Raw genomic sequence first — 1,043 nt, 5'->3', positions numbered from 1 at the left:
GCCGAGGTCGGCTCCGTCCTGGCCGTCATCGGTTCCGGCGCAGCGGCACCGGCCGCACCGGCGCCCGCCGCGGCCCCCAAGCAGGAAGCAGCACCGGAAGCTCCCAAGCAGGAAGCGCCGGCCGCCCCCGCACCGGCAGCAGCACCGGAGGCTCCCAAGCAGGAAGCTCCCGCAGCCGCTGCTCCGTCAGCTCCCGCCGCTCCCGCCGCTCAGGCAGCTCCCGCGCCCGCGGCAGCAGCTGCCGCACCGGCAGAGTCCGGCTACGTCACTCCCCTGGTCCGCAAGCTGGCCAACCAGCAGGGCGTCGACATCGCGGCCCTCACCGGCACCGGCGTCGGCGGCCGCATCCGCAAGCAGGACGTGCTGGCAGCTGCCGAGGCAAAGGCAGCACCGGCCGCCTCCGCACCCGCGGCAGCCCCCGCCGCATCTGCGCCGGCAGCCGCGGCATCCGCAGGCGCAGCGTCCTCGCTGCGCGGCACCGTGCAGAAGGCCCCGCGCATCCGCCAGGTCATTGCCCGCCGCATGCGCGAGTCGCTGGACATCTCCACCCAGCTGACCCAGGTCCACGAGGTCGACATGACCAAGGTTGCCAAGCTGCGCGCCAAGGCCAAGAACTCCTTCCAGGCCCAGAACGGCTCCAAGCTGACCTTCCTGCCCTTCATCGCCAAGGCTGTTGCCGAGGCCCTGAAGCAGCACCCGAAGGTAAACGCCTCCTACGACGAGGACAAGCAGGAGATCACCTACCACAACGCCGAGCACCTGGCGATTGCGGTGGACACCGACAAGGGCCTGCTGGTTCCGGTCATCTCGGACGCCGGCAACCTGAACCTGGCCGGCCTGGCCGGCAAGATCGCCGACGTCGCCGACCGCACCCGCAACGGCAAGATCGGCCCGGACGAGCTTTCCGGCGGCACCTTCAGCATCACCAACATCGGTTCGGTGGGTGCCCTGTTCGACACCCCGATCATCAACCAGCCGCAGGTTGCCATCCTCGGCACCGGCGCGATCGTCAAGAGGGCCGTAGTGGTCGCCGACGAGAAAGG

1 protein-coding gene is annotated in these 1,043 nt (G+C 70.6%); it reads left to right on the top strand.

What is annotated here, in order from left to right:
- The coding region (gene sucB, locus LQV45_RS35320) for a 2-oxoglutarate dehydrogenase, E2 component, dihydrolipoamide succinyltransferase (RefSeq protein WP_230012711.1) at positions 1-1,043 on the top strand (1,043 nt) is incomplete at both ends.

It is taken from the genome of Microbacterium sp. Bi128, from assembly GCF_918698205.1.
This window is presented reverse-complemented; position numbering and strand designations above follow the sequence as displayed.